The sequence below is a fragment of the Paenibacillus sp. FSL R5-0914 genome (assembly GCF_038004525.1).
GTDB lineage: Bacteria > Bacillota > Bacilli > Paenibacillales > Paenibacillaceae > Paenibacillus_AQ.
In genome coordinates, this window is record NZ_JBBORH010000001.1 from 895,667 (window position 1) to 921,970 (window position 26,304).

The 26,304-nt window shown below is 45.0% G+C and carries 19 protein-coding genes and 3 rRNA genes; 5 read left to right on the plus strand and 17 right to left on the minus strand.

All coding sequences use genetic code 11. The features are described from left to right. Positions 1-2 precede the first annotated feature (2 nt). The 11 genes from MKX60_RS03855 to gyrA form a co-directional block, all read right to left on the minus strand. Positions 3-1,061: a pyridoxal-phosphate-dependent aminotransferase family protein gene (locus tag MKX60_RS03855; protein ID WP_341059099.1), complete on the minus strand. Its 1,059-nt coding sequence runs from the start codon at positions 1,059-1,061 to the stop codon at positions 3-5. Then, the gene (locus tag MKX60_RS03860; RefSeq protein WP_341059100.1) at positions 1,058-1,831 is read right to left on the minus strand and encodes an ABC transporter ATP-binding protein; all 774 of its coding nucleotides are present in this window, start codon (positions 1,829-1,831) and stop codon (positions 1,058-1,060) included. The genes MKX60_RS03855 and MKX60_RS03860 overlap by 4 nt, the downstream gene beginning before the upstream one ends. After that, positions 1,822-2,589, minus strand: coding sequence for an ABC transporter ATP-binding protein (locus tag MKX60_RS03865; protein WP_231573369.1), 768 nt, complete (start codon positions 2,587-2,589; stop codon positions 1,822-1,824). Before MKX60_RS03865 ends, MKX60_RS03860 begins: the two co-directional genes overlap by 10 nt. After that, positions 2,586-3,452 carry an ABC transporter permease gene (locus MKX60_RS03870; RefSeq protein ID WP_341059101.1) on the minus strand — a complete coding sequence of 289 codons (867 nt, stop codon included), beginning with the start codon at positions 3,450-3,452 and terminating at the stop codon, positions 2,586-2,588. The genes MKX60_RS03865 and MKX60_RS03870 overlap by 4 nt, the downstream gene beginning before the upstream one ends. Then, positions 3,449-4,438, minus strand: a complete 990-nt coding sequence (locus tag MKX60_RS03875; protein WP_042183789.1) for an ABC transporter permease — start codon at positions 4,436-4,438, stop codon at positions 3,449-3,451. The genes MKX60_RS03870 and MKX60_RS03875 overlap by 4 nt, the downstream gene beginning before the upstream one ends. After that, the gene (locus tag MKX60_RS03880) at positions 4,435-6,057 is read right to left on the minus strand and encodes an ABC transporter substrate-binding protein (protein WP_341059102.1); all 1,623 of its coding nucleotides are present in this window, start codon (positions 6,055-6,057) and stop codon (positions 4,435-4,437) included. Before MKX60_RS03880 ends, MKX60_RS03875 begins: the two co-directional genes overlap by 4 nt. Before the next feature lie 154 nt (positions 6,058-6,211). After that, positions 6,212-6,328 (minus strand): 5S ribosomal RNA (rrf, locus tag MKX60_RS03885). A gap of 128 nt (positions 6,329-6,456) precedes the next feature. Further along, positions 6,457-9,385: ribosomal RNA gene (locus MKX60_RS03890) — 23S ribosomal RNA — on the minus strand. Between the two features lie 263 nt (positions 9,386-9,648). Further along, positions 9,649-11,206, minus strand: a 16S ribosomal RNA gene (locus tag MKX60_RS03895). The 16S, 23S and 5S rRNA genes sit together here, the layout of an rRNA operon. A 390-nt stretch (positions 11,207-11,596) precedes the next feature. Beyond that, on the minus strand, positions 11,597-12,694 hold the full coding sequence (locus tag MKX60_RS03900) for an HD-GYP domain-containing protein (RefSeq protein WP_076285065.1): 1,098 nt from the start codon (positions 12,692-12,694) through the stop codon (positions 11,597-11,599). A gap of 268 nt (positions 12,695-12,962) precedes the next feature. Beyond that, complete coding sequence (gene gyrA, locus MKX60_RS03905; RefSeq protein WP_042183783.1) at positions 12,963-15,503, minus strand: DNA gyrase subunit A; 2,541 nt, start codon at positions 15,501-15,503, stop codon at positions 12,963-12,965. A gap of 355 nt (positions 15,504-15,858) precedes the next feature. Between gyrA and MKX60_RS03910 the strand changes: the two genes are divergently transcribed. After that, positions 15,859-16,734, plus strand: a complete 876-nt coding sequence (locus tag MKX60_RS03910) for a YheC/YheD family protein (RefSeq protein ID WP_341059103.1) — start codon at positions 15,859-15,861, stop codon at positions 16,732-16,734. Between the two features lie 87 nt (positions 16,735-16,821). Here the strand turns inward: MKX60_RS03910 and gyrB are convergent, their stop codons facing one another. The 6 genes from gyrB to dnaA all read right to left on the minus strand — a co-directional run bounded on the left by gyrB (position 16,822) and on the right by dnaA (position 23,149). Further along, positions 16,822-18,732, minus strand: coding sequence for a DNA topoisomerase (ATP-hydrolyzing) subunit B (gene gyrB / locus MKX60_RS03915; RefSeq protein WP_042183779.1), 1,911 nt, complete (start codon positions 18,730-18,732; stop codon positions 16,822-16,824). A 47-nt stretch (positions 18,733-18,779) separates the two neighbouring features. After that, positions 18,780-19,028: an extracellular matrix regulator RemB gene (gene remB / locus MKX60_RS03920; RefSeq protein WP_036677731.1), complete on the minus strand. Its 249-nt coding sequence runs from the start codon at positions 19,026-19,028 to the stop codon at positions 18,780-18,782. A 16-nt stretch (positions 19,029-19,044) separates the two neighbouring features. Beyond that, complete coding sequence (recF, locus tag MKX60_RS03925) at positions 19,045-20,163, minus strand: DNA replication/repair protein RecF (protein WP_042123050.1); 1,119 nt, start codon at positions 20,161-20,163, stop codon at positions 19,045-19,047. Between the two features lie 20 nt (positions 20,164-20,183). After that, positions 20,184-20,414: a S4 domain-containing protein YaaA gene (yaaA, locus tag MKX60_RS03930; protein ID WP_042123047.1), complete on the minus strand. Its 231-nt coding sequence runs from the start codon at positions 20,412-20,414 to the stop codon at positions 20,184-20,186. Positions 20,415-20,462: 48 nt separating this feature from the next. Beyond that, on the minus strand, positions 20,463-21,605 hold the full coding sequence (gene dnaN, locus MKX60_RS03935) for a DNA polymerase III subunit beta (protein WP_339244164.1): 1,143 nt from the start codon (positions 21,603-21,605) through the stop codon (positions 20,463-20,465). Positions 21,606-21,802: 197 nt separating this feature from the next. Then, positions 21,803-23,149, minus strand: a complete 1,347-nt coding sequence (dnaA, locus tag MKX60_RS03940; RefSeq protein ID WP_042183777.1) for a chromosomal replication initiator protein DnaA — start codon at positions 23,147-23,149, stop codon at positions 21,803-21,805. A 673-nt stretch (positions 23,150-23,822) separates the two neighbouring features. On the opposite strand from dnaA, the gene rpmH reads away from it, so the two are divergent. The 4 genes from rpmH to jag all read left to right on the plus strand — a co-directional run bounded on the left by rpmH (position 23,823) and on the right by jag (position 26,283). Beyond that, positions 23,823-23,957, plus strand: coding sequence for a 50S ribosomal protein L34 (gene rpmH, locus MKX60_RS03945; RefSeq protein WP_039295761.1), 135 nt, complete (start codon positions 23,823-23,825; stop codon positions 23,955-23,957). Positions 23,958-24,248: 291 nt separating this feature from the next. Continuing rightward, positions 24,249-24,599, plus strand: coding sequence for a ribonuclease P protein component (gene rnpA / locus MKX60_RS03950; RefSeq protein WP_042193070.1), 351 nt, complete (start codon positions 24,249-24,251; stop codon positions 24,597-24,599). An 86-nt stretch (positions 24,600-24,685) separates the two neighbouring features. After that, entirely contained in the window at positions 24,686-25,552 is an 867-nt protein-coding gene (locus MKX60_RS03955; RefSeq protein WP_042193068.1) for a YidC/Oxa1 family membrane protein insertase, read from the plus strand. Next, a complete protein-coding gene (jag, locus tag MKX60_RS03960) occupies positions 25,549-26,283 on the plus strand; it encodes an RNA-binding cell elongation regulator Jag/EloR (RefSeq protein ID WP_042193066.1) in 735 nt (244 codons plus the stop codon). Before MKX60_RS03955 ends, jag begins: the two co-directional genes overlap by 4 nt. Positions 26,284-26,304 lie beyond the last annotated feature (21 nt).

A 26,304-nucleotide genomic window follows, 5' to 3' on the forward strand; every position in this document is an offset into this window, starting at 1 on the left:
CTTCATTCCCCCCAAGCCAGCCGAACAGCATGTAATGCCTGATCAGGGTCTTGTTTCAATAACTCAGCAAGCGTTGATATGGCTTCCTCCACACTTTTCCGAGCAGCATTTGTTCCGAAATGATTGATCCGCAAAAGATGGCCAAATAATTCTCCGTCTCCTGGAGCCACAATGCCTATAGGTTTTTCGATCTGCAAATCTTGCTTTCCAGCAATCCGAACCGTTGTAGTCAGTGTAGAATAATGTCTGCTGTCCTTTTGCCAAGGCTCAAGCCCCAAGGATTCTATACCAGCTAATGTAGCAGCTGCAGCCCTTTCATGACGCTGAATGATTTGCTCCAATCCCTCTTCTTCAATTCGTGTCAAGGCCAGGATCAAAGCTCTAGCCTCTAATGTCGGAATATTTGGAGCAACTCGTAGTGGCGTGGCGCCATCCAGCGAAGGTTTGAGATCTAGCAAGGACAGAATGGAGTTACGCGGTGCATTTTTATTTGACTCAAGAAATTGCCAGCCACGTGGTGAAATACTGACGGCGCTAACACCGTTAGGTCCAGCCAAGGCTTTTTGTGCGCCTATCACAGCAAAATCAACTCCCCATTCATCGACCAGTAACGCCTCTCCCCCAACCGCAGAAACTGAGTCCGTCACAGTAATGAGATTGAACTCCTTTGCAATCTTAAATATTTCTTTAGCCGGATTAGATCCACCTGTAACTACTTCAGCCTGAACAAAGGAAAGGGCACAAGGGCTAAACTCTTTAATTGCGGAAGCAACTTGGTCGCCAGTGACCACTTCATCAAAAGGAACCTTTACTTCAATAACCGTTGCTCCTCCCCGTTCAAGCCACTTTCCAAATAGACTTCCATAGGGACCTGTTACTATATTTACAATGGTTCGACCAGGTGCCGCTATTCCTGCAGCCACTGCCTCGATCCCCAGAATTGCCTCAGCTGGGATGATAACTGGTGGATGCTCAGTAAACAAGATTGTAGAAATCAATTGTGTAAGCTTATTGTACTCAGCCACTGAAAGTGGCACATGAACATTATGTTCTGGGCTCATAAGAAACCTCCTGATGTACTTGATTTTGGCATTTTCGGAACCGCCGACAACAGCTCGTAACTGTATTCATGTTTAGGCCGGATGAAGAATTGATCCTTCGGGCTCTGCTCCACGAGCTTTCCTTGCCGCATAACTGCTACCGTATCGCTAATTGCATTAATTACTCCTAGATCATGGGAAATAAAAAGCATGGTGAGATTAAGCTCAGCTTTCAGCGTATTGAACAGTTCGAGCACACTAAGCTGCACAGATACATCCAGCGCGCTTGTTGGTTCATCGGCGATCAGGATATTTGGTTGAACGCTTAATGCGCGAGCGATCGCTATCCGTTGCCGCTGACCACCAGAAAATTCATGCGGGAATTTATCTAAAGCCTTTTGCTCCAAATGAACTTGGTTCAAAAGCTCTTTACATCTTTGCTCAACGTCCGTACGTCCCACAATTTTATGAAACAATAAGGGCTCGGAAAGAATTTGCCTAATCGAATGCTTTGGATTCAGCGATGCATCAGGATTTTGGAAGATCATCTGGATTATCTTACGCTGCTCACGGCTCCTTTTCTTTTTTAACTCTTGGGTACCTAACAGAATCTTCCCCTCATGCGGAGCAATCAGTCCAGCAATTACTCGCGCCAGCGTAGATTTCCCTGAACCGGATTCTCCAACAAGTCCAAGAGTGGTGTGCTGCTCAAGATTCAAATTGATACAATCCAGTGCAGTAAATCCGCCGTAGTGAACAGTTAAATCTTTTATTTGTAAGGCTAGTTCCATGAGTCTCTACTCCCTTCAAGCTCTGGCAAAGGAAGCACCGAATCAATCAGCATCTGTGTGTAAGGGTCGGATGGATTTTGCAAAATATCAAGGGTAGCGCCATGCTCCACAATCTGCCCTTGTTTCATTACACATAGGCGTGAGCACAAGTTGGCTGCAATCGCGAGATTATGCGTTACAAAAACCATAGCAAATCCCAACTCCTGCTGGAGGTTCGTGATCGTTTCAATAATTTGTCGTTGAACCGTGACATCCAGCGCCGTTGTCGGCTCATCACAGAGAAGAATACCTGGCTTGCACGCCAGTGCCAAAGCGATGACTACCCGTTGACATTGACCGCCTGACAGCTGACTCGGATATCGATCCTTTTTCTTTAAAGAGTCAGGGAGACCAAGTCTTTCGAGTAGCTCCAGCGCAATCATTCGCGAAGCCTTTCGACTAACTTTCTGTCTGTAATACACGACTTCAGCCAGCTGATTGACAACCATACAGAGTGGATCAAGCGCACCTCTTGGGTCTTGAAACACCATCGCACTGCTTACATCACTCTTAATGGTGCCACCTGTCTGTTCAACACCATTTGGAAGTAGTCCCAGAATTGCACGCAGCGTAAGCGATTTTCCTGAACCCGACTCACCTACTAATCCTAGACTCTCCCCTTTGCTCAGCGAAAAGCTAACATTGTTGACTAATCTCTCTTTTGACTTCGCTGCCAGCGATAGTGCGTTTATTTCTAAAATGGGTTGTATAGACATCATTTTTTCCTCCATATGTCTGCCAAACCATCACCTAGGAGCGACAAAGCTATTCCGGTATACACCACTGCAAATCCTGGGACAGCTGAGAGCCACCAAGCTGTAGTGATGAATGGCTGTCCATCCGAGATCATAGTTCCCCAGTCTGGAGTTGGCGGTGTAATACCGATCCCAAGATACCCCAGTGTAACAATGGCAACAAGCAATCCAATCATGTCTGTCATAAGAACGACCACAGCTTGCGGAAGCACATTGGGCAGCAGATGACGCAAAATAATTTTCACTCCGGGTAGCCCTAAGGTTTGAGCGGATGCCACCCATTCCTGATTGCGAAAAGATGCGCTAAGACCTCTCACTACACGGGCAAAAACAATCCAACCTACAAGTATAAAAGTAATATAAATGCCTCGTTCTCCTGCTCCACTGGCAAAAGCAACGATAATGACGATTAGATAAAAAGGAAAAGCGATCAACGTATCTGACAGCAGCGTAATAATTGTATCAATCCATTTGCCGTAATATCCTGCTAGCATTCCTAGGAACACACCTATGCAAAAGGGAATGATTTCTGCTAAGAGCATGATTTTTAAATCAGTCCTCGCAGCATAAATCAATCTAGTAAACAGATCACGTCCCAGCTGATCGGTTCCTAGCCAGTGTTCAGCCGACGGAGGCTGCAGAAAGGCGCTCAAATTTTGCTCGGAGGGATCATATGGACTTATATACGGTATGAACACAGTCAAGAGAATAAGAGCTGCAAACATAATCAATCCCACTAGAAGTGAAGGGGTATTCCATATTCGTTTTAAGCCGCTAGTCATTTTACCAGCCTCATACAATCGTGGTTCTAGTCTTATCGTTTTCATTGTTTTCCCTTCGTTCTGGGATCAAGCCACCAAGAAATGATTTCAATCAAGAGACTGATGATCACAACAGCTAGCGCACAGTAAAGTGCTATTCCTTGAATAACTGGAAAGTCCCGTTTCGAAATTGAAGTGAATAACAAACTGCCAATTCCCTTTATTCCAAACACCTGTTCAACGACCAATGTGCCGCCGATTAGATATGAAATATTCACACCCATCAGCATCAGTGTTGGAAGAGCCGAATTGCGCAGCACATGTTTAAATAAAATAACCCTGCTTGGTATTCCGGCAGCCTTAAGTGTAACTACAAAATCCGATTCTAACACTTCAAGCATCTGTGCTCTTAACGAACGGACCAGCGTAGGGATCTGTGAGAAAGCAACGGTGATTGCCGGAAGTGCAAGACTGTGCAAAGTTCCAATCCACCCTTCACTTACTCCCCCAACGGGGAACCAGCCAAGCCGGACACTAAAGAGCAAAATTAAAAGTAAGCCAACCCAGAAGATTGGCATACCCAAAGTTATTGTAGGAAAAATACGTATTAAATGATCCAACAGTTTATCCTTATGCGTAGCTGCTACTGTAGCAAGCAGAAGTGATACGAAAATCGCCAACACACACGCCATTACTATAAGCAACAAAGTGACAGGGGCTCTCTGCATAATCAACTCTCTTGTTGATGTCCCCATAACAATGGAGTTTCCAGTATCCCCCTGAGTAAATAGCGTCTTCAGAAATCGCATGAACTGCTCCCATAAAGGGAGGTCCAGCCCAAGAGTATGATGCATACTCTTGAGCGCCTCAGGGGTACTGTATTCTCCCAATATCATTTTAGCTGGATCTCCAGGCACAATTCGGATGATGAAAAAGACTGCTATCATTACGCAGCAGATCACTGCCAGCGCCTTTATAAGTGATATCACAAGCCAGTTGTAAGAGTCCTTGCTTCCTCTAGGTTGATTTAACACCTGCTTAAGATTCGTCATTGGCTGATGCGGACATCTTCGAAACGGGCGCTACCGTTAGGTAGAACAACAAGACCATCAACAGAAGAACGAATACCTTTCAAGACATCTGGATAATAAAGCGGAATATAAGGTACTTCATCAGCAAGTGTCTGCAGCAGTTTAGTATAGATTTGTGCGCGAGCATCGCCGTCCGCTGTTTTTTGGCCCTCATATAGCAGCTTCGTTACTTCATCATTCGTATAATGCGTCCAATATGATTTGCTGAAGCCTTCCGGATCAGTTTGAAAAGCAATAATCGAGTTCGCTTCAGGGGAGTCGGCTTGACCGCTGTTGAGCATTGCGGCGAAATCATATGCAAAGAACCGTTCACGGAAAGTAGCAAGCTCAATCGACTCAATTTCAATTGTAATCCCGATCGTTTGACCCGCTGCCTGAATAATTTGCGCCTCTTGCGCTCTTGTACTATTGCCGGAGGCTACAAGTAATTTGGTAGTGAATCCATTAGGGAAGGCAGATTTAGCAAGTTCTTCCTTCGCTGCCTCGACATTGAAGTTCAGAGCCTTGATTGTATCATTGGAGTTATAAGGAATTGTTGTTGGCAGCAATGAGTTTGCTGTTTGCGCATAACCAAAGGTTAAAGCCTTGGTTAAGCCTTCACGATCAAGCGCCAGAGCCAGAGCACGGCGAACATGCACATCCGAGAAATGTTCATCCAGCGTATTAAAGAACAATTGCTCTGTCACCCAACTACCGTTAGTAATTACTTTTGTGTCAGCTCCATCTTTGATCTCATTGGCATTTTGCAGTGCTAAAGATTCAATAGCGTTAACTTCCCCAGCCTTCAGCTGGTTGATTGCTTGGCTATCGTCCTCAATCAACTTATAAACTAGCTTATCAATATATGGTTTACCTTCTTGCCAGTAGAATTTGTTCTTAGTGAAGGTCAGATCACCCGCTGTATCCCATGATTCAACCACAAAGGGTCCCGTTCCGATGGGCTTCTTAAAGAAATCTTCTTCGGAAACTCCACCAAAATTGTTAGGCAAGATGCCATTTGAGAAATTGGATAGCTCTGAGATAAATGGTGTATAAGGCTCTTTAAGTGTAATAACAAGCATTTTGTTATCCTGCGCCTTAATTGTGCCGACCTTTGCCGATATTGCCAGCGGGCCGCCAACCTTCAAGTGCCGCTCAAGGGAGAATACAGCATCTTCTGCAGTCACATCCGTACCGTTTGAAAACTTTAAGCCGTCGCGAAGTTCAAAAGTATACGTCAGGCCATCCTCACTGATACTATGTGACTTCGCAAGCCAATCTACAATTTCGCCCTTGCTGTCAAAAGCAACTAACGATTCAAAAACTTTGTCGATAGCAAAAGCATTGTTGGACGTAATCTGATTATGCAAATCCAATGAGGTTACAGAAGCAGGGCGTCCATAGACGAAGGTTCCTCCTACTGCAGGCTCAGCTATTTGAGGACTCTGAGTTGCTGTTGCTGGACTCGCACTTTCCTGCGCATCTTTATTTGAAGCAGCATTATTATTAGATCCCGAGCATCCTGCAATTACCATCAATAGCAAAACTGCTATTGCCCCCAACAGAATCGGTTTCTTAATAGATACACTAAAGTACGACATAATTCTCTCCCCCTATAATTCTTATATGTTTAGTATGAATTGTATTATGGGTTAAACACTGTAGTCTGTCAAACATAATTTAATTTGCAACAATCCTTAAATAAATATACATAACAAAAAGACCACTGTCGATTACTCAACAGTGGTCTTGCGTGCTTGGCAACGTCCTACTCTCCCAGGACCCTTCGGTCCAAGTACCATCGGCGCTGGAGGGCTTAACGGTCGTGTTCGGGATGGGTACGCGTGGAACCCCTCCGCTATCGCCACCAAACATGCGTCTGTGAAACAGACGCTGCCGCGTGAAATTTCGTTCATCACCAGAAGTGAGAATGAATTTCTAAGCGTGTTACAGGCTTGATGCCTGAAAACTGAATCCGAATTGAATTTGCATTTTAAGTATAGGATAAGCCCTCGACCGATTAGTATTGGTCAGCTCCATGCATTACTGCACTTCCACCTCCAACCTATCTACCTCGTCGTCTTCAAGGGGTCTTACTAATTGGGAAATCTCATCTTGAGGGGGGCTTCACGCTTAGATGCTTTCAGCGCTTATCCCGTCCGTACGTAGCTACCCAGCCATGCTCCTGGCGGAACAACTGGTGCACCAGCGGTACGTCCATCCCGGTCCTCTCGTACTAAGGACAGCTCCTCTCAAATTTCCTGCGCCCACGACAGATAGGGACCGAACTGTCTCACGACGTTCTGAACCCAGCTCGCGTACCGCTTTAATGGGCGAACAGCCCAACCCTTGGGACCTACTTCAGCCCCAGGATGCGATGAGCCGACATCGAGGTGCCAAACCTCCCCGTCGATGTGGACTCTTGGGGGAGATAAGCCTGTTATCCCCAGGGTAGCTTTTATCCGTTGAGCGATGGCCCTTCCATGCGGTACCACCGGATCACTAAGTCCGACTTTCGTCCCTGCTCGACTTGTAGGTCTCGCAGTCAAGCTCCCTTATGCCTTTGCACTCTTCGAATGATTTCCAACCATTCTGAGGGAACCTTGGAACGCCTCCGTTACTCTTTAGGAGGCGACCGCCCCAGTCAAACTGCCCGCCTGACACGGTCCCCGTACCCGGTAAGGGTACTAGGTTAGAACCTAGATACGATCAGGGTGGTATCCCAACGGCGCCTCCACCGAAGCTTGCGCTCCGATTTCTACGGCTCCCACCTATCCTGTACAGATCGTACCCAAATTCAATATCAAGCTGCAGTAAAGCTCCATGGGGTCTTTCCGTCTTGTCGCGGGTAACCTGCATCTTCACAGGTATTAAAATTTCACCGGATCTCTCGTTGAGACAGCGCCCAAGTCGTTACGCCATTCGTGCGGGTCAGAATTTACCTGACAAGGAATTTCGCTACCTTAGGACCGTTATAGTTACGGCCGCCGTTTACTGGGGCTTCGGTTCATAGCTTCGGGTTACCCCTAACCACTCCCCTTAACCTTCCAGCACCGGGCAGGCGTCAGCCCGTATACTTCGCCTTGCGGCTTCGCACAGACCTGTGTTTTTGCTAAACAGTCGCTTGGGCCTTTTCACTGCGGCCCCCTCGTGCTATTCACACTACCGGGGCACCCCTTCTCCCGAAGTTACGGGGTCATTTTGCCGAGTTCCTTAACGAGAGTTCTTCCGCGCGCCTTAGAATTCTCTTCTCGCCTACCTGTGTCGGTTTGCGGTACGGGCACCTTCTCCTGGCTAGAGGCTTTTCTTGGCAGTGTGAGATCATGACCTTCGCTACTATAATTTTCGCTCCCCATCACAGCCCAGCCTTAATGATGTGCGGATTTGCCTACACATCAGCCTCACTGCTTAGACGGACATATCCATCAGTCCGCGTCACTACCCTCCTGCGTCACCCCATCGCTCATAGCGGATTACGGTGGTACAGTAATTTCAAACTGTTGTCCTTCGACTACGCCTTTCGGCCTCGCCTTAGGTCCCGACTTACCCTGAGCGGACGAGCCTTCCTCAGGAAACCTTGGGCTTTCGGCGGATCAGATTCTCACTGATCTTTTCGTTACTCATACCGGCATTCTCACTTGTATGCTGTCCAGCGCTCCTTACGGTACACCTTCAACCCACATACAACGCTCCCCTACCCCAGATACATACGTATCTAGCCATAGCTTCGGTGGTGTGTTTAGCCCCGTTACATTTTCGGCGCAGAGTCACTCGACCAGTGAGCTATTACGCACTCTTTCAATGGTGGCTGCTTCTAAGCCAACATCCTGGTTGTCTGTGCAACTCCACATCCTTTCCCACTTAACACACACTTGGGGACCTTAGCTGATGGTCTGGGCTGTTTCCCTTTTGACAATGGATCTTAGCACTCACTGTCTGACTCCCGGCAATAAGTATATGGCATTCGGAGTTTGACTGAGCTTGGTAATCCTTGCGGACCCCGCACCCAATCAGTGCTCTACCTCCACTACTCTTATACCGAGGCTAGCCCTAAAGCTATTTCGGGGAGAACCAGCTATCTCCGAGTTCGATTGGAATTTCTCCGCTACCCCCACCTCATCCCCGCATTTTTCAACATGCGTGGGTTCGGGCCTCCAGTGCGTGTTACCGCACCTTCACCCTGGACAGGGGTAGATCACACGGTTTCGGGTCTACGTCCACATACTCATTCGCCCTATTCAGACTCGCTTTCGCTGCGGCTCCGTCTTCTCGACTTAACCTTGCATGTTAAACGTAACTCGCCGGTTCATTCTACAAAAGGCACGCCATCACCCATAGATAGGGCTCTGACTTTTTGTAAGCACACGGTTTCAGGTTCTATTTCACTCCCCTTCCGGGGTGCTTTTCACCTTTCCCTCACGGTACTGTTTCACTATCGGTCGCCAGGTAGTATTTAGCCTTAGCAGATGGTCCTGCTGGATTCATACGGGGTTTCACGTGCCCCGCACTACTCGGGATCCGTCTCGGAGAGAACACAGTTTAGGCTACAGGGCTTTTACCTCTATCGCGGGCCTTTCCAGACCTCTTCACCTACCATATTCCTTTGTAACTCCATGTGAGACGTCCCACAACCCCTAAGAGCAAGCTCTTAGGTTTAGGCTGTTCCGCGTTCGCTCGCCGCTACTGACGGAATCACTATTGTTTTCTCTTCCTCAGGGTACTTAGATGTTTCAGTTCCCCTGGTCTGCCTCTACATCTCCTATGTGTTCAGAGATGAGTAACTGCGAATTACCACAGCTGGGTTTCCCCATTCGGACACCCCCGGATCAAAGCTTGCTTACAGCTCCCCGAGGCAGTTTCGTTGTTCGCCACGTCCTTCGTCGGCTCCTGGCGCCTAGGCATCCTCCGTGTGCTCTTATTAGCTTAACCTTGATTTTTCCGCAGGAAAATATCATACAATGACATTCTCTTTGGAATCATCTCACTAATAACATTTACTTGTTTGCACAAGTTGCTAAAAGATGTTCTAAAACGCAAATTCGTTTCGGTATCCAGTTTTCAAGGATCAAGTCTTACTTGAGAGCTTAAACTCTCAAAACTGAGCAACGAGTGAGTAACAGGCCTAAACCTGAGATTTTGGAAGTTTAACTTCCGATTTGAATGTCTTCATTGCAGAAGACGATTCTCCATAGAAAGGAGGTGATCCAGCCGCACCTTCCGATACGGCTACCTTGTTACGACTTCACCCCAATCATCTACCCCACCTTCGGCGGCTGGCTCCCTTGCGGGTTACCCCACCGACTTCGGGTGTTGTAAACTCTCGTGGTGTGACGGGCGGTGTGTACAAGACCCGGGAACGTATTCACCGCGGCATGCTGATCCGCGATTACTAGCAATTCCGACTTCATGCAGGCGAGTTGCAGCCTGCAATCCGAACTGAGACCGGCTTTGATGGGATTGGCTTCACCTCGCGGCTTCGCTTCCCGTTGTACCGGCCATTGTAGTACGTGTGTAGCCCAGGTCATAAGGGGCATGATGATTTGACGTCATCCCCACCTTCCTCCGGTTTGTCACCGGCAGTCACTCTAGAGTGCCCAACATTACTTGCTGGCAACTAAAGTTAAGGGTTGCGCTCGTTGCGGGACTTAACCCAACATCTCACGACACGAGCTGACGACAACCATGCACCACCTGTCTCCTCTGTCCCGAAGGCCGCCACTATCTCTAGTGGATTCAGAGGGATGTCAAGACCTGGTAAGGTTCTTCGCGTTGCTTCGAATTAAACCACATACTCCACTGCTTGTGCGGGTCCCCGTCAATTCCTTTGAGTTTCAGTCTTGCGACCGTACTCCCCAGGCGGAGTGCTTACTGTGTTAACTTCGGCACCAAGGGTATCGAAACCCCTAACACCTAGCACTCATCGTTTACGGCGTGGACTACCAGGGTATCTAATCCTGTTTGCTCCCCACGCTTTCGCGCCTCAGCGTCAGTTACAGCCCAGAAAGTCGCCTTCGCCACTGGTGTTCCTCCACATATCTACGCATTTCACCGCTACACGTGGAATTCCACTTTCCTCTTCTGTACTCAAGTCACCCAGTTTCCAGTGCGACCTCAGGTTGAGCCCAAGGTTTAAACACCAGACTTAAATGACCGCCTGCGCGCGCTTTACGCCCAATAATTCCGGACAACGCTTGCCCCCTACGTATTACCGCGGCTGCTGGCACGTAGTTAGCCGGGGCTTTCTTCTCAGGTACCGTCACTCCGATAGCAGTTACTCTACCGGACGTTCTTCCCTGGCAACAGAGCTTTACGATCCGAAAACCTTCATCACTCACGCGGCGTTGCTCCGTCAGACTTTCGTCCATTGCGGAAGATTCCCTACTGCTGCCTCCCGTAGGAGTCTGGGCCGTGTCTCAGTCCCAGTGTGGCCGTTCACCCTCTCAGGTCGGCTACGCATCGTCGCCTTGGTGGGCCGTTACCCCACCAACTAGCTAATGCGCCGCAGGCCCATCCCTCAGTGACAGATTGCTCCGTCTTTCATTCTTTCTTCAGGAGAAAAAAGAAATTATCCGGTATTAGCTACCGTTTCCGGTAGTTATCCCAGTCTAAGGGGCAGGTTGCCTACGTGTTACTCACCCGTCCGCCGCTAAGTTACTTTGAAAGCAAGCTTTCAAAGTAACTCCGCTCGACTTGCATGTATTAGGCACGCCGCCAGCGTTCGTCCTGAGCCAGGATCAAACTCTCCAATTAGTATTGAAAAGAGCGATATGCTCATTTTGAAACATCTGACGAGAAAATTAATTCTCTAATTTTGGATTTCACTTTCGTGATTTCCTACTCACTCGTTGTTCAGTTTTCAAAGATCAAGTTCTCGTTGGCGCCATTTAATGTCTCAGCAGCAACTCTTATACTATATCATGTTCAGCCGTTTAATGTCAAGCTCTTTTTTTAACTTCTTTTTCGAGCTCGGCATGTGTATTTCTTGGCCGGACTTAGAATATATCATGTATAGAGATTCATTGCAACACTTTTTTTTAATATAATCTATAAATAAGAGACTGTGCTATCAATTCCCTTTAATATATTGGTATATACCTGTTAGCACAGTCTCAGTTATGCAGTCTCTTAATATTTCCTTCTCTAAGCAATGATCTCCTGAATATACAAATCTCGCTCCAACATTAGGTTAACAATCGTACCCTCTACCTTAATCATAGGACGTGTTGGATTAGCACGGTCAGTAAATATGATCTCTCCATGACGTCCATCGCTTAGACGTATTCTGGTTCCATTAAACAAATCGGTACTCTTCTGTATAAAGGTCTGTACAACGACTGGGTCGAGCTTACCGAAGCTTTCTGTCATTATCTGCTCTAACACTAAATAAGGAGACTGTGCTTTTCTATAGGCCCTTTCTAGAGTCATTGCATGGAATATATCTGCTACTGCAACTACTTTAGCGTAAAAATGAATCTGGCTACCTTCTAGCTTAAGTGGGTATCCAGACCCGTCAACCTTCTCATGATGCTGCAATGCTGTTAGTCTTACCCCTTCATTAATCGCTGTAACATTACGCAACAATTGATAGCCATATGTAGTATGTCTGCGAACCTCTTCTATTTCAGCACTATTAAGTGACTCCGGCTTATGTAAAAGAGAACTATCTACTTTTGCGTTTCCGATGTCATGTAGCAATCCGGCAAAAGCGATCTGCATCCAATCCTTTTGCGGATACCCGCACCACTGAGCGATCTTATATGATGTTAACGCGGACAGTACGGCATTGTGATAGTTGTAATCCTCGTCTTTTAGCGTACGTGGAGAAAACTTCAACACATGATAATCCTTCAAATGACTAATAAGTAACTCTAATTGACTCCGCAACTCAAAAATAGGAAGTGAGGCTGCCGTTACCGAACGATAGCTGGTCCTAATAAGTGCGATCATTTTTTCATATTCATCATGTAGTGGGGAATTGTTCTTGATCAGCATCGATTCATTTATAATCGCTCCAGCTTTAAGTGCTGTCTGCTTGGCGTTTTTTTTGACAGCATCAGAGTTGGCCTCTCCCTGAACACCTTCGATCTCCACTTGCCCAACCAAAAAAGCTTCTAAAATTTCTAGATCACGGGGGAGTAGTATTTTTCCCTTGGTGAACAAAATCCCCCCCAAAGGTGTAATTACATCTTTGGTTATCTTTGAGCCCGCTTTAACTTCTCCAGCCAATACACTTGGCATATACTCAGCCCCTTAATTTCTATAACAATAAGCTCAGGATTACCGAAATCTAATATGACAGATAATTTCTGAGAAAATAGTACTTTATATACTGATTTATACTCTATCGGCTAATTATAGTACGGATAAAAGGAAGCGACTAGTGAAATGAAAACTATTCTTATAAAAATCCTCATTACATTTCATTAAATAACTAGCTATTAATTAATCACAGCAAAAAGAGCAAGGGTCTCTGTAATAGAAGCCCTTGCTCTTTATTGAATATAACCTACTCTAAGTTATCTTCTTGATCCTCAGCGATTGTTTCCGGTTGATCAATATCACCAGATTCATCTACTGTTACTTGTTCCTCGAGGCCTTCCATATCTTCAGACAATTCGTCCTCTTCGTTCTTATCTGCTCTGCACAGAGTAGCCACAGCATCATCCTCGCGGATGTTAATTAGCTTAACCCCTTGCGCATAACGACCCATAGTAGAGATTCCATCCATGCTGGTACGAATCAAGGTACCGCTTGTAGTAATGATCATTAAGTCTTCATCGTTCTTAACGACTTTTAGACCAACTACAGGGCCATTCTTCTCAGTGAGATTAATGGTCTTGATTCCTTTACCACCACGAGTCTGGGATCGATAGTCACCGGCTGGTGTCCGTTTACCATAACCCTTGCTAGTAACAATCAGAACCTCAAGCTCCTTATCGACACAATCCATACCGATGACATGGTCATTACTATCAAGCGTAATGCCCTTCACGCCTGTCGCGCTACGACCCATAGAACGAACATCATTCTCTGAGAACGTAATCGACATTCCGCGAGCTGTACCGATAATAAGATTTTGCTGTCCATCTGTCAGCTTAACCTCAATTAGAGAATCCTCTTCACGAAGGTTAATAGCGATAAGTCCGCCTTTGCGGATGTTATTGTAATCCTCAAGTGGCGTCTTCTTCACGATACCTTCGCGGGTAGCAAAGAACAAGTACTTGTCACTATCGGTTTCTTCCACTTGGATTACGGCACTAATCTTCTCACCTTGTTCAATTTGAATCAGGTTGATGATTGGTGTCCCACGTGCTGTACGTCCCAGCTCTGGGATCTCATAAGCTTTAATCCGGTACACCTTACCCTTATCGGTAAAGAACATCAGATAGTTATGAGAGTTACTCACGAAGAGATGCTCCACAAAGTCCTGATCCTTGGTGTCCATCCCCATGACTCCGCGCCCTCCACGCTTCTGACTGCGGTAGGTGCTGACAGGTAGACGTTTGATGTATCCCGTATGTGTAATAGTGATAACAACCTCTTCACGCGGAATAAGGTCTTCATCCAGGATACTTTCTTCACCAACGGTAATCTCTGTCCGGCGTTCATCAGAATATCTATCACGAATATCCTGCAGCTCGTTACTGATGATTTCCAGTACAAGATGCTCATTCGCCAAAATTTCACGGTACTCTGCAATTTTAGCTAGCAATTCGTTATATTCATTCTCGATCTTTTCTCTTTCCAGACCGGTCAGACGCTGCATCCGCATGTCTAGGATCGCTTGAGCCTGCTCTACACTGAGGCTAAAGGTGCTCATTAATCCCTCGCGGGCTATATCCGTTGTCCGAGAAGCGCGAATTAACGCAATCACTTCATCCAGATGATCCAGCGCAATACGCAGACCTTCTAAGATATGAGCGCGTGCTTCAGCTTTTTTAAGATCAAATATAGTACGACGACGAATAACTTCAATCTGGTGCTGCAAATAATGATAGAGCACATCACGCAGATTAAGAATTTTCGGCTCATTGTTCACGATGGCCAGCATGTTAATACCAAATGTAGATTGCATAGAAGTATGTTTATATAGATTGTTCAACACAACATTTGGATTCACATCACGTCTCATCTCAACAACTACACGCATACCGTTACGGTCAGACTCATCTCGAAGATCCGTTATACCCTCGATCCGTTTCTCACGTACTAATTCTGCGATTTTTTCAACCAGTCTTGCCTTGTTCACCTGATACGGCAGCTCATGTACAATGATGCGAGCCTTACCGTTATTCTCTTCAATCGTTGCCTTTGCACGCATGGTCACTGAACCACGCCCCGTACGATAAGCCTGACGAATACCCTCACGACCCAAAATATATCCAGCCGTTGGGAAATCTGGGCCTTGAATATACTCCATCAATTCCATAGGGGTGATGTCAGGATTCTTAATCATCGCCTGCACACCATCGATAACTTCACCTAGGTTATGCGGTGGAATATTAGTAGCCATACCTACAGCTATACCAGATACCCCATTAACGAGCAGGTTCGGATAGCGAGCTGGTAATACAACTGGCTCATTCTCTTCACCATCATAGTTGGGTGCGAAATCAACTGTTTCTTTGTTCAAATCTCGAAGCATTTCGCCTGCAATCTTGGAAAGACGGGCTTCTGTATAACGCATCGCTGCAGCCATATCACCATCAATCGAACCAAAGTTCCCGTGACCGTCCACAAGCATATAGCGCATAGAGAAATCCTGAGCCATCCGTACCATTGTTTCATAGACGGCTGAGTCACCGTGAGGGTGGTACTTACCGATAACCTCACCGACGATTCTTGCCGATTTCTTATGAGGCTTATCCGCAGACATTCCAAGTTCCGACATCGCAAACAAAATGCGTCGGTGAACCGGCTTGAGTCCGTCCCGCACATCTGGCAAAGCCCGGCTAACAATGATGCTCATTGCGTAATCCATAAAGGATTCACGCATTTCCACGCCAATGTCCCGATCTTTGACTTGTGGGTTATTTTGTTCAGCCATGAGTTGCTGGACCTCCTTCAGTTAAAAAACCGCTACCCTTAATTATATTACTTTCACAAAAGTAGCACAATTAAACATGATAGCCTTTTATCTTCTAATATTGATTTCTTTTGCGCTGATTAGGGTATTCGCCCTTTCCGCAAATGTCTTTAGTACATAGACTGTAAAGACAAGAAACACGGTTTTATTATCCTAGTATCGTTCGATAAGGCATAACCCCATATCCTTATATTATACCATTGTTTAGGTAGCTTGTCCTGATTTTCAGCTGCCAAAGATTATGCTTCCACAGCAAGTTTTGTACAAGGGAATTCCAAAGAGCAAATGCTGCACAAAATTGTTAAGGAGGAAGATAATGAAGATTCAACGAGTCCCAAGTAAATGGGCTAAAACAAAAGTTATCCTTCAAAATCAATCTCTATCTCTATATGTGCCTGATACTCGTAAATATGATTTAAGTGTTCTTAAAGAAATGCTTGCGTTATATGCTATGGTCTATATAAAACCTGATCGCGGAAGCTTTGGTATTGGTGTAATGAGAGCTGAGCAGCGTACGGTGATTTTAAGTCCTAGCCAGCAGAAGACTGAAATGAATGTCACCGCCAATAACGAGGAGAGAGAACAGCAAGAAGCACAGGTCCTATATATTTTAAGATATGCAAAGACGGCAGAAGTTTTCTTCTCCCCCGAAGAGCTGCATGAGGCCTTACAGAAACGAATTCAGAACCGTACCTACCTCGTCCAAAAAGGAATTGATCTCCTGCGTCACCAAGATCGTCCCTTCGACCTTCGAGTTCTTGCCCAAAAGACTCCATCAGGTGCATGGGAAACAACAGGAATGCTCGGAAGAGTAGCTGCCCCTCAGAAAATCGTCACCAATTATCATAGTGGAGGCAGTATTCTGTCAGTAAATACATTATTAAAAAATCATATGAACCCTTCTGAAACACTCTCCACGATTAATCAATTAAAATCTTTAGGCGTACAAATTGCAGGCCAATTGGAAACCACCTATCCAGGAATTAAAGAAATTGGTCTGGATATTGCCATGGATCAGCATATGGATATGTGGCTGCTTGAGGTCAACACGCTTCCATCCATTATTGTATTCAAGTTATTTCCTGATAAATCTATCTATCGTAGAATACACCGCTATGCTGTAGCATACGGACGTGTAAAAGCTAGAAAATCCCCATATACTACCCGCAATAGGCAATATACTAAAACCTAAAAAATCAGCTCTGAAACCAAAAAAACCTCCAGCATTCTCATTCCGTTAGGAACAGAAGCCGGAGGTTTTTATGCTTGAATGTAATTGTTACACATCAAGGTATCTGACGCTCTTCGCATGCTCATGGATAAAGTCACGTCTTGGCTCAACATTATCGCCCATCAGCGTATCAAAGATACTATCAGCGAGCATCGCATCTTCAATAGTTACTTGTAGCATCATACGAGCCTCAGGATCCATCGTCGTGTCCCACAGCTGGGTAGCATTCATTTCACCCAAACCTTTGTAGCGCTGAACATTGACCTTAACATTCTCACCAAAAGAGGCGATAATCTCATCGCGTTCCTTCTCGCTGCCTGCATAACGGATCACTTTGTTGCGTTCTATCTTGAACAATGGCGGTTGTGCGATATAGATGTAACCTGCATCTACTAGCTTCCGCATGTAACGGTAGAAGAATGTTAACAACAAAGTTCTAATATGAGCTCCATCGACGTCGGCATCCGTCATAATAACGACTTTATGGTAACGAGCCTTCGATAGGTCAAAATCATCACTGATTCCTGTACCAAGAGCAGTAATAATAGCCCGAATCTCGGCGTTGGATAAAATACGGTCTAAGCGTGCCTTTTCTACGTTTAGAATCTTACCACGCAGCGGTAGAATCGCTTGGAAATGACGATCCCGGCCCTGCTTGGCCGATCCACCCGCAGAGTCACCTTCGACGATATACAGTTCGCTGATAGACGCATCCTTGGATGAACAGTCCGCAAGTTTACCAGGTAGTGCACTGACTTCAAGCGCACTCTTACGGCGGGTTAACTCACGAGCCTTACGAGCGGCTTCTCGTGCACGTGAAGCTGAAAGCGACTTCTCAAGGACACGGCGTGATACTGCCGGATTCTCTTCCAGGAATTCCTGCAATTTCTCTCCGAACAGTGATTCTACTATTCCACGGACTTCACTATTTCCGAGCTTAGTCTTCGTTTGACCTTCGAACTGAGGCTCTGGAATTTTGACAGAAATAATGGCTGTCAATCCTTCACGCACGTCATCGCCAGTCAGATTTGAATTACCATCCTTCAGCACACCCGCTTTACGGGCGTAATCGTTGATAATACGTGTTAAAGCACTTTTGAAGCCGGATTCATGCGTTCCGCCCTCATGGGTATTAATATTATTCGCAAAAGAGTAGATGTTCTCTGTATACGAATCATTATATTGGAGAGCTACTTCAACCTGAATCATATCCCGTGAGCCTTCCACGTAGATTGGTTCCTCGTGCAGCGCTTCTTTTTTCTCATTCAGATATTTCACATATTCAACGATACCACCCTCATATTTGAACACGTTGGTGACATCGGTCCGCTCATCATGCAGTGAAAGCTCAATTCCTTTGTTAAGAAAAGCTAGCTCCCGAATACGAGTAAGCAGTGTCGCATATTCAAAGACCGTGGTTTCAGTAAAGATTTCAGGGTCCGGATGAAAAGTTGTAGTCGTACCTGTCTCTTCCGTATCTCCAACAACTTTGATCTCATACTGTGGTGCACCACGTCTGTATTCCTGCTGATAAATATGCCCATCACGCTTAACATTAACAACAACCTTCTCAGACAAGGCATTTACTACGGAGATACCCACACCGTGTAAGCCGCCTGATACTTTATATCCGCCGCCGCCGAACTTACCGCCTGCATGCAGTACTGTCATTACAACTTCAAGCGTCGACTTTTTAAGTTTTTCATTTTCACCTACAGGTATGCCACGTCCATTATCGATAACAGTAATCCCGTTATCCTCATGAATAATCACTTGAATCCGGTCACAATAACCTGCTAGGGCTTCATCGATACTATTATCTACGACCTCCCACACCAAGTGATGGAGACCTTTAGAACTAGTGGAACCAATATACATGCCCGGACGTTTCCGGACAGCTTCTAGCCCTTCCAGTACCTGAATCTGGCTCTCATCATATGTCGGTTGATTCATTGACATGCCTTCACCTACTTCTTTCAGATTATCTCTTTGTTACTAAACGCAAGTTATATTTCGAGCAAAATTTTGGCTCTTTTTTTAAGAGTGGAGGAGGAAATGGGGGAGTAATACACGATATTTTTAGTTACGACAATAGATTTTGCTTCCTCTTCACCAATCCGCTCAAGCTTCTTGTCCTGCTCAGAGTGAATGACGAATTGCTTAGACACCTTGGAAGATTTCTCAATCGAAATATCAAATATTGCAATTAACTCCGAAGAGCGAATAATCTTCTCCCCGCCCAAATGAATATACATGATCTTCCTCCGCTCTTTATAACTCCACTTTTCCATCATGAACATGATATAGGCTGGCGCCCTTTAATTTATCGGCATTCAGACCCTCAATCCCGGTAGCGGTAATGAATGTCTGTACCTTGCTTTGAAAGGTTTCAATAAGCTGGGTCTGTCGGTAAGGATCAAGCTCGGATAAAACATCATCAAGAAGCAGCACAGGATATTCTCCGATTTCTTCATGGATCAGCTCGATTTCCGCCAGCTTGAGCGATAAAGCCGTTGTACGCTGCTGTCCCTGAGAACCGTAGACCTGAGCTTCCCTTCCGTTGATAAAAAAGGACAGGTCATCCCGATGGGGACCCGTCAGCGTCATACCGCGCCTGATTTCTTGTTCTCTCGTTTGTGATAACTTTAACATAAAATTGTCTAATAAGACAGCTTCATCTTCCTCATCCCGATCGCCGAAAGAGGGGACATAGAGCAATTTCAGTTCTTCTCCGCCGTTCGTAATCCCCCGGTGTATGCTTTCAGCCCATATTTGCAGCTTCTTTATGAATTGTTTCCTTTTTTTGACGATTTTAACACCATGCTCCACAAGTTGAGCATCCCAAATTTCCAAAAGGTCTTTTCCCGCTGCCTCTTTCCCCCACAACTGCTTCAGCAAATTGCCTCTTTGTAAGAGAATTTTTTGATACTGCTGGAGGTGAAATAGATAACTGGGCTGGACTTGGCCAATCTCCATATCGAGAAAACGCCGTCTGATGCCAGGTGTGCCTTTGACTATCTCTAAATCTTCCGGTGCAAACATGACCACATTGAGTGATCCCACAAACTCACTAAGACGTCGCTGTTCTAAACCGTTAATCTTAGCTTTTTTACCTTTGGCAGATAGGGTGAGCTCTAGCTTGAGATCGCCGTACTTACGTTCTACCTCGGCAATGATCTGAGCAGCGTCTCCAGGGGCATCAAATGAGATAAGTTCGCGATCCTTCGAGGTGCGGTGGCTTTTGGTCATCGCCAGGACGAACAATGCCTCCATGAGGTTTGTTTTGCCTTGGGCGTTCTGACCCAGAATCAGATTCACATCGCCCAAGCTCTCCAGACGCAGCAGCCCGTAATTCCGATAATGCTGCAGACCGATATTTTTAACAAACACGAAATGGTTCCTCCCCTAGCCTACTCCTCTTTGACTCCTCCGCCTTCAACCTGAAATGTGCCATTATCCTGCACTTCAATTTGATCACCCGGATAAAGTTTTCTTCCGCGCCGTTCCTCTACTTCTCCGTTAACAAGTACATGTCCTTCTTGCAGCAAAGCTTTAGCCATTCCACCTGTGGATACACAATCAGAAAGTTTCAGGAATTGATCCAGCTTAATATATCCACTGTGGATAAGTATTTTTTTCATGGTTTTTATCCTTTCAGCCACTTATCCACATGTTCATGAATGTTGGCATTAATTTGTTGTACGGTAAGGCAAAATAATATACAAGCTATTGGTTTGATCGAGTGGCTTCAAAATGATCGGACTCATCATTCCTGTAAATGCTATTACAAGCTGCTCACTCTCAATAACTTTTAAGACATCGAGCATATATTTGGAGTTGAAAGATATTTTGAGCGGTTCACCTTTGAAATCAATGACTTCAAGTTCTTCGCGAACTTTACCAAGCTCAGAAGAGCTAGATGAAATTTCAATACCACCTTGCTCAAGCGTCTGCATGCGCACAATATTGGTTTTTTCTTCACGGGACAGCAAATAAGCACGATCAATCGATTCGCTTAATTTTTTTGTGTCCAAAGTTAGTTCTGTTTTGTAGGTTGTTGGAATAATTCTAGAAGTATCCGGATAAATTCCATCAAGGATCCGTGAATAGAACAGTACTTTGTCGATTTTAAAGAGAACTTGATTGTCCGCAACCACAATATCAACGAGCATATTTTGATCAGGAATAATCTTACTTAGCTCATTAAGAGTTTTACCGGCGATTACGATATTTGCAAATTGGACATTCTCCGTACCTTCTAGTTTTGCTGCTCTTGTAGCTAAGCGGTGACGGTCTGTCGCTGTAAACTTAAACTCATTATCAGCCAGATTCCACAGTATACCTGTTAAAATCGGAGTTGTCTCTTGGGTAGAAATAGAAAAAGCGGTTTGTTTAATCATATTTTTCAGCAAATCACCTGGCAGGGAGATAGTATCGTTCTCCTCAATACTCGGTAGCACCGGGAATTCTTCAGGGTCTAAACCTACGATCTGAATCTCAGTGGATCCAGAAGAAATATACGTTTGGAATCCTTCTTTAACTTCCATGTGAATCTCTTTGGAGGGCAGCTTCTTAATAATCTCGACGAAAAATTTAGCGGGAAGAACAACACTTCCTGGCTGATCTATCTTCACGATCGTATGGCTGTCATTCTCTGCTGGAATAAACGATTGAATCGAAATATCGGTGTCGCTTGCAGTTAATGTGACGCCTTGATGGCTAACTTCCAGCTTAATACCGGTCAGAATAGGGATGGTTGTTCTACTGGATATAGCTTTGGATACGTGTTGAATGGATTCGTTGAGTTCATTTTTAAGAATGCTTATTTTCATGATTTCACTCCTAGCTGAAAAATTGGGAATTTCGTTGTATTGGTAGCTCTTTATTACGCGTCTTTACATGATGAATTATTATAGTTATTTAATAGTATTAGTAGTAGGGGCGTCTAATATGTGGATAACCCTATCAAATAGCATAAAATTAAGCCTACCCACATGTGTATAGATTGTGTATAGGCTCTTTGTTCCTCTTAGGAAGGATTTTTAATTTTCTCCGCAAGATTATTTACCACTTTGTACAACTCCTGATCGACCTTTAATGACTGTGTAATTTTATCATGCGCATGAATTACGGTCGTATGGTCACGTCCTCCGAATGCCTCACCAATCTTAGGGAGCGAATAATCGGTTAGTTCACGGGAGAGATACATTGCGATTTGACGTGGAAAAGCTACGGCTTTCGTACGTTTTCGCGCTTTGAAGTCTTCAAGGCGTAAATTGTAGTATTCACCGACTTTTTGCTGAATATCAGCGATGGTAATCATCTTAGGCCGGCTGGAAGGAATAATATCCTTGAGTGCTTCAGCTGCCAAATGAGTAGTTACATCCTGGTTAGTTAGCGATGAGTAAGCAACAACCCGGATTAATGCACCCTCCAGCTCACGAATATTGGTGTCAATCTGGTTAGCAATATACATCATGGCCTCATTAGGGATATCAAGGTTCTCTGCCTTCGCCTTTTTGCGCAAAATCGCAATTCGGGTTTCTAGATCGGGTGGTTGAATATCCGTAATCAAGCCCCACTCGAACCGGGAACGTAGCCGTTCTTCCAGTGTGGGAATTTCCTTTGGCGGTCGGTCGCTGGAGATGATAATTTGCTTGCGTTCTTCGTGGAGCGCATTGAACGTATGAAAAAACTCCTCCTGCGTGGACTCTTTTCCAGCGAGGAATTGAATATCGTCAATAAGCAAAATGTCAACGTTACGATACTTATTGCGGAAGCTTTCACCGCGGTTATCACGGATTGAATTGATAAATTCATTCGTGAATTTCTCTGATGAGATGTAAATAACCTTGTTATTCGGGTTATGTTCTAGAACATAGTGCCCAATGGCATGCATTAAATGGGTTTTGCCCAGACCTACACCACCATATAAAAACAAGGGATTGTATGCTTTGGCCGGCGCTTCGGCTACTGCCAGTGAGGCTGCATGCGCAAAACGGTTGCCGGAGCCGATTACAAAAGTGTCAAAAGTGTACTTGGGATTGAGTAGATGCGTTTGCGCTTCTTCTCGTGATACTACGGGAGTGGGAGCGGATTGTTGAACCACAAGCTCAGGCGGCTTGCTTTCTTCAATCACGAATTTTACATCCACTTGTTTCCCAGTGACTTCGTAGACCGTTGCTCCTACTAGTTTGGTGTAGCGACTTTCCAGCCATTCTACTGCGAACGTTGTAGGTGCCGAGATAATGAGAACCTGGGAGTTGAAGGTTATCGCTTTAGTAGCCTTAAACCAGGTATCAAAGCTCGGCTTGCTTAATTTGGTTTGAATAATCGATAAAATTTGCTGCCATAATTCGGAAGTATGGCTGTCCACAGACTGTCACTCCTTTAAATCTTCCAAATGTGGCATCAGCCATGAAGTGGAAATGTCGAAGAAAATAGGTTGGTGCTGATATTTATCCCCAGTAGGCAATATGAAGAGACAAAAAAATATGGATAAATTTGATTTGTTCACAACTTTATCCACAGCTTGTTGATAATTAAGAGAACAAACAAATCTATTCACATTCAAAAGTAATACCATCATAGCAAAACGCCCCTTATTTTTCAATGAGCAGGGCTATTTTATCCACAAATTCAAGCACTTGTGTACAATTATTAGGAACACCACTACATATTGTTGATAATTTGTTTACGGTTCGACACTTTACGCCAAAGCTTCGATAATTTTATACACAGGTTGTGCTCATCTGTGAGTAGTCGACTTTATTTTTTGATCACAGGTGGATAACTGTCATATCTTGTGGATTACTTTTTTTCTAATGGGAGTTGTGGATAAGCGGCTTGAATTAGAGGGAGGGTCTGGAGCCAGCAGTAGGTTGACTTTTGCGCATAAAATATGTTTAAATATATAAAGGTGTTTTCTGTAAGGATATGTCTCGATAATTAAATGATGATTCATGTAGATACTGTCCCTACTATAAGGACGGCTTAGACCGTTTCTGCTTATATGACAGTAATTAAGTTCCTGTAAGGGAGGTGCAATTATGAGACCGACATTTAGACCAAATGTGAGCAAACGCAAGAAGGTTCACGGTTTCCGTAAAAGAATGAGCACGAAAAACGGCCGTAAAGTGCTGGCAGCTCGCCGCTTGAAAGGCAGAAAAGTTTTGAGTGCGTAAGTTAGGCCACTAAGGGACCACTCCGGTGGTCTTTTTTTACTGCTTTTTATTATTATTTGCTCTGCAAACGACTAGGATCTCGCTTAATGCGCTAGCTACACTTTGCGGGGCTATTTAACGTATATACAGAATTATTTTGTGAGAAGTTGAGAATATTTTTCTTTCTATAATATAGAAGGGAAATTTCAGCGTTGTAGTCGCGGTCGTTTATGGCGACATCCAAATGACTATACTATTAGAAGAAAAAAATTCGGAACGATACTTTTAACCGGATTTATGAAGGAGATTCCCGTGCACAAAAAGTTACGATTACGAAACCGTGCCGACTTCAGTCGTGTATATCGCCATGGGAAGTCATTTGCGAATCATCAATTTGTAGTGTATTGGTTTAGTAAAAAAGAGGTAGAGCGATTTAGAGTTGGGGTATCGGTCAGTAAAAAGGTTGGAAACGCGGTTGTCCGTAACCGAATGAGAAGATTGGTGAAGGAAATCGTTCGTCATCATGAACCTGAAATTGCAGGTGGACTCGATATGGTGTTTATCGTAAGAAAAGGAGCGCTTTCCATGGAATACGCAGAGCTCGAAAAAAGCGTGCTGCATGTACTGCGCAAAGCCAAGCTACTCAAGGCTTCCCGCAAATAAAGGACGCATAAGAGGCTTGTTTATTTGTATTCATAATTATGGTATGATTTACGGTGGAATGGAATGTTCAAGAGAGGGGTTTTGAAGTGTCTCTAATGAAGACTAGACGGGGAAAATGGTTTCTCCTCATCACAGTGATGGTGTTGTCGTTAGCTGTTCTGTCGGGATGCGCTCCGTCAGCTGCTGTTACGCACACTACGGAGGATTTAAAGAATGGAGGCTTCTGGCAAAGTAATGTAGTGTATTATTTCGCCATTGCCTTGGACAAGTTTGCTGATTGGTTTAACGGAGAATATGGTTTAGCCGTACTTGTGATGGTTATTATTGTCCGCACGTTGATTCTTCCGCTTACGATTAAACAGGTGAAGAGCTCGCGGGCAATGCAAGCCATTCAACCGGAACTCCAAAAGATCCAGAAAAAATATAAAGACACACCTGAAAAGGTGCAGCAAGAAACGATGCGTTTGTTCCAAGAGAATAAGGTTAATCCAATGGCGGGTTGTTTACCGCTGATCGTACAAATGCCTATCTTTATCGCTCTCTACAACTCGATCTACTATAATCCACATCTACGGGAGCACTCCTTCTTATGGCTGGAGCTAGGTAAGCCGGATCATCTGTTTATCTTACCAGTGCTTGCAGCATTAACAACATTTATACAAACTAGAATGATGACTAAAATGAACCCGATGCAACAACAAGGGCCAATGCAGTTCATGATGATGATCTATCCAGTTCTGATTTTCGTTATGTCCTACAACTTCCCAGCAGCATTGCCGCTATACTGGGTTTACAGTAACATTTATACTATTGTTCAGAACTATTTCTTATATCGCAACAACGATAAACATAAATTGGCAATCGCAAGTGCTGTGAAAAGTACAGATGACTCAACTGCTGTGAAGAGCAAAGGCGGCAGTAAAGCATCGAAGGGAGCCAAAAAGTCAAAATGAGCAAAGTCGTCGCAACAGGGAAAACCATTGAAGAAGCTGTAGAACGGGGACTAACCCAGCTTGGAGTTCAAAAGGACCGGGTAACGGTCAACGTACTTGAGCAGCCATCAAGAGGATTCCTGGGATTGATCGGTGCGAAAGGTGCCAAGGTTGAGTTAACCTTGATAGCCGAAGCCGCACCGGCATCAGCGGCGAGTGCTCCGTCACTGCCTCAGCAGTCAACAAGAGAGAGCAAACAGGAGGCTAACGGCGGTGTGCCACGCCAAGATTCCGGACAACCGGTGGAGGAAGCTTACCAAGAAGCCGTTCATTTCATTGTGGATGTCGCTAAGAGCATGGGGCTCGAAGTGGAAGTCGAAATCGTCCACACTAAGGAATCCACGATTCTGCAGATATCAGGTCCAGATTTGGGACTGTTGATTGGTAGAAGAGGACAAACTCTCGATGCTCTGCAGTATTTGGCTAATATCGTAGCTAATCGTTACTCCGACAGTTTTATACGGCTTGTGCTAGATGCGGAGAACTTCCGTGAGCGGCGTAAAAAAACTCTCGAAGAGCTGGCTGATCGTTTAGCCAGTCGTGTCATTCGGACTCGTAAAGAGGTAGTACTGGAACCGATGTCACCTCAGGAGCGGAAAATTATTCACTCCAGATTACAGGATCATCGGCAAGTGAATACCCTTAGTAAGGGCGAAGAGCCAAATCGCCGCGTCGTTATAACTTTGAAGTAAAGACTATATGATGCAATGACT

Bases quoted from the DNA above. Each gene is read 5' to 3' on its own strand.
- MKX60_RS03860 (WP_341059100.1), bottom strand. From the start codon at position 1,831: ATGGAACTAGCCTTACAAATAAAAGATTTAACTGTTCACTACGGCGGA.
- MKX60_RS03865 (WP_231573369.1), bottom strand. From the start codon at position 2,589: ATGATGTCTATACAACCCATTTTAGAAATAAACGCACTATCGCTGGCA.
- MKX60_RS03855 (WP_341059099.1), bottom strand. From the start codon at position 1,061: ATGAGCCCAGAACATAATGTTCATGTGCCACTTTCAGTGGCTGAGTAC.
- dnaN (WP_339244164.1), bottom strand. From the start codon at position 21,605: ATGAAAATAAGCATTCTTAAAAATGAACTCAACGAATCCATTCAACAC.
- MKX60_RS03870 (WP_341059101.1), bottom strand. From the start codon at position 3,452: ATGAAAACGATAAGACTAGAACCACGATTGTATGAGGCTGGTAAAATG.
- jag (WP_042193066.1), top strand. From the start codon at position 25,549: ATGAGCAAAGTCGTCGCAACAGGGAAAACCATTGAAGAAGCTGTAGAA.
- MKX60_RS03875 (WP_042183789.1), bottom strand. From the start codon at position 4,438: ATGACGAATCTTAAGCAGGTGTTAAATCAACCTAGAGGAAGCAAGGAC.
- rpmH (WP_039295761.1), top strand. From the start codon at position 23,823: ATGAGACCGACATTTAGACCAAATGTGAGCAAACGCAAGAAGGTTCAC.
- MKX60_RS03880 (WP_341059102.1), bottom strand. From the start codon at position 6,057: ATGTCGTACTTTAGTGTATCTATTAAGAAACCGATTCTGTTGGGGGCA.
- remB (WP_036677731.1), bottom strand. From the start codon at position 19,028: ATGTATATTCATTTGGGCGGGGAGAAGATTATTCGCTCTTCGGAGTTA.
- MKX60_RS03910 (WP_341059103.1), top strand. From the start codon at position 15,859: ATGAAGATTCAACGAGTCCCAAGTAAATGGGCTAAAACAAAAGTTATC.
- MKX60_RS03900 (WP_076285065.1), bottom strand. From the start codon at position 12,694: ATGCCAAGTGTATTGGCTGGAGAAGTTAAAGCGGGCTCAAAGATAACC.
- yaaA (WP_042123047.1), bottom strand. From the start codon at position 20,414: ATGAAAAAAATACTTATCCACAGTGGATATATTAAGCTGGATCAATTC.
- gyrB (WP_042183779.1), bottom strand. From the start codon at position 18,732: ATGTCAATGAATCAACCGACATATGATGAGAGCCAGATTCAGGTACTG.
- gyrA (WP_042183783.1), bottom strand. From the start codon at position 15,503: ATGGCTGAACAAAATAACCCACAAGTCAAAGATCGGGACATTGGCGTG.